3 protein-coding genes are annotated in these 3,015 nt (G+C 36.6%); all 3 read left to right on the top strand.

Annotated features, from left to right (window positions below):
• The first annotated feature begins 125 nt into the window (after positions 1-125).
• The 3 genes from VGT41_00560 (at position 126) to VGT41_00550 (ending at position 2,667) form a co-directional block, all read left to right on the top strand.
• Positions 126-1,553: a hypothetical protein gene (locus tag VGT41_00560; GenBank protein HEV2600763.1), complete on the top strand. Its 1,428-nt coding sequence runs from the start codon at positions 126-128 to the stop codon at positions 1,551-1,553.
• A 113-nt stretch (positions 1,554-1,666) separates the two neighbouring features.
• A complete protein-coding gene (locus VGT41_00555; GenBank protein ID HEV2600762.1) occupies positions 1,667-2,272 on the top strand; it encodes a hypothetical protein in 606 nt (201 codons plus the stop codon).
• Between the two features lie 50 nt (positions 2,273-2,322).
• Positions 2,323-2,667, top strand: coding sequence for a hypothetical protein (locus VGT41_00550; GenBank protein HEV2600761.1), 345 nt, complete (start codon positions 2,323-2,325; stop codon positions 2,665-2,667).
• The last annotated feature ends 348 nt before the right edge of the window (positions 2,668-3,015 follow it).

Genomic DNA, 3,015 nt, shown 5'->3' with positions numbered 1-3,015 from the left:
CCTTTTCTTTACTGGTTCAGAGACTGGCTCCTTGTCTGATGGATTTTTCTTAGACATTATATGATTATAGTTTCCAAAATAATTGTAAAATTTTTGTCACATTTTAATTCTTATACCAAGTTATAATGAATCAGTCAGGATTTGCTGACCTCAAAAACGAGAGTATTATCGAGTCTGACTCATTAGTTGTCGGAACTTTGAACTTACCAAATCTCGACGCAAATAGCGTGGCATATATTGATTCTAGTAATAACCTTTCTGATATTGTTTTGACAGATGGGCAGTTGGTAATTGGTAAGACTGGAAACGCACCTATCGCTAACACACTCACAGGAACAAGTGATGAAGTTATTATTACAAATGGATCCGGTTCAATTACATTATCTACTCCTCAACCAATCTCAACTACTTCTTCACCAACATTCTCCAACATTACAATAACTAATAATATTAATGGGAAAGTCGCTAATGATCTTGTAACTGGTCCGGCGTCGGCAATAAATAATGATGTTTGTTCATTTAATTCAACAACTGGGAAAATCATCAAAGATTCAGGTATCGCAACAAGTAATCTATTTCTCAAAGATGGAAGTGTAACGGCAACTGGTAATTTTAATATGGGAACACATGAAATAACTAATATTTCGGCTATCCGACCGGTAGATACTAATATTAATATTGGGAATTCGACTTCTTTACCTTTGGGTGGTATTGGAAATATTGTTTTGGGTGATTTAACAACTGCGACCGCAAACGATGCCGTGTGTATTGGTCTTCAAAATATTGCCCGTGCTAATTCTGTGGCAATTGGAAAGGAAACTATTGCTGGAACTAATGCCACTATCGTTGGTTATCGTTCTTCATCAGGTACTAACACTGATTCCATCGTTTTCGGTCATGATAATACATCAAATGGAACAAATGCTGATATTTTTGGGGTTAATTGCACAAATTCAATATCAAATTCTCTTCTCATCGGAAATGGATCTTACACAAATATTCGAGCAAATACCACTTGTGATCTTGGAACATCTTCAATTCCATTTCAAAATATCTATTCAAACTCTTCATTAATTGGACCAACAAATTCAAGGACTGTCGATAATATCGTTAGCAATACGAGTACTGGAACATTAAATAACCTTGTGTCATTTGTTTCTGATAAAGTTATCAAAGATAGTGGTATCCCATCATCAATGATATCCGGGGGACCATTCCTCCCTCTTGCCGGTGGCACTATGAATTCAGGGTCAACAATCAATGCTAATACAGGGTCAATTACAAACTTAACAAATTTAAATGGTACAGCTTTGACTAATTATATTATCACTCCATCGACATCAAATTTAGACATGAATTCTCATTCTATTTCAAATGTAACAACATTAAACAGTAAGAATGCGAATGATTTGGTTACAGGTCCGGCGTCCGTAACCGCTGGTCAATTGTCTGTTTTCTCTGGCACTTCTGGAAAAGTTATTATTGTCCCTTCTCAGATTGTAACTAATTCAACACATCTACTCCTGGAGATCTATGAACTTTCGGAACAATAATTGGAGATAGTGGAATCATAGCTACAAATGTTGTCACTAATTCAGGAACTGCAACTAGTGGGAGAATTGCAACTTTCTCATCTAATAAAGTGATTCAAGATAGTGGAACATTATTGACGGCATTAGTACCTTACACCGGTGCATCAACGACTTTAGCCATGGGTACTAACCCAGTAACTGGATCAGGAGCGAATACTGCTGGTTCACTCTCTTTGTCAAGTACAACTGATTCAACATCAACATCCACTGGTACTCTAATTTGTGCCGGAGGTGTTGGTATCGCCAAAAGTGCGTATGTTGGAACCGCGGTTTATGTCAATACAACTAGTGCAACCGCTAAATTAGTTGTTTCTGGTGGTGTTCAGAATGTTGCTAGCGAAGACAGTTGCATAAGAGCTATCAGTTCAGCTTTGAGTGCAAAAATCGAAATTCAAAATTCAACGGCAGTAACTGGAAGAGTTTATGAACTCAGAGTTAGTAGTACCGGTACATTTGATATCACTGATCGATCTGCAGCTAGAACACCTTTTACTGATAATAATGCAAGTTTTGGATTTAATGGTGGATCATTTGGTTCTGGCACCGGAGTTCTTTTCATTGCTAATAGATCAGCTGCACCATCTTCCAATCCAGCAGGAGGAGGTATTCTCTATTGCGAATCCGGAGCGTTAAAGTACAGAGGTAGTTTGGGTACAGTCACAACAATCGCTAATGCATAATTTATTATTTTCTCTACTATAAATAAATGCCTAAAAAGACTCAAACTATTGTGTTCGAAAATAAAACCGCACGAGATTATTATGACGCTGTAATGAATATGCCTGAAGTCGTAGAACGGAGAAATCGTGAATGGTTATTTCTATCTAATGCCCTTCGCCTTTTCTCTGACACAATGTTGGAGTACACAGATATGCATCCTACACGTGATTATGAGACTCGTCCTCATTTACACGTCTCAATCGAATTTGTTAATGGTGATGACATATCAAAAAATAGCCAATGGTATAATCTAGCGATTGACAGAGATATCCATCTGAAAATAGATAAACTGCCTCAACACTTGAAATTGGTAAGTTTCTTAAGACTAAAAATGCATAACATTGGTTGCATGTAATTCCACAATACCATTTCCCATATGTTTAACTACATATTCTTCCCAACAAGCGTATTCATGCCGATCACCCAATTTGAAATGAAAATACTCCAATTTAGTTTTTCTTGAAGTGTGTTTTCTCCATTTCCAACATTTTATGTTGTTCTTTTTGAGATATTCTTTCGCTTCTCCCAATGTCCATAAATTCTTTTGAAACATTATTGAGTGTCTTTTACGATATTTTTCATACAAATATTATAACTATCGCTTATAAAATATCACATTCGAAATCTCCACATTTTTTGTCTAAGTCCTAATGACATGTTCCATCAATAGCAATCCCATCTGCCCACGTATCATCCCGTCTCA

It is taken from the genome of Candidatus Babeliales bacterium (assembly GCA_035944115.1).
Taxonomy (GTDB): Bacteria; Babelota; Babeliae; order Babelales; family Vermiphilaceae; genus DASZBJ01.
Note: the sequence above shows the minus strand (reverse complement) of the source record. Positions and strands in the feature narration are given on the sequence as shown.

Coding starts and splice junctions, on each gene's coding strand:
- VGT41_00560 (HEV2600763.1), top strand. CDS start 126: ATGAATCAGTCAGGATTTGCTGACCTCAAAAACGAGAGTATTATCGAG.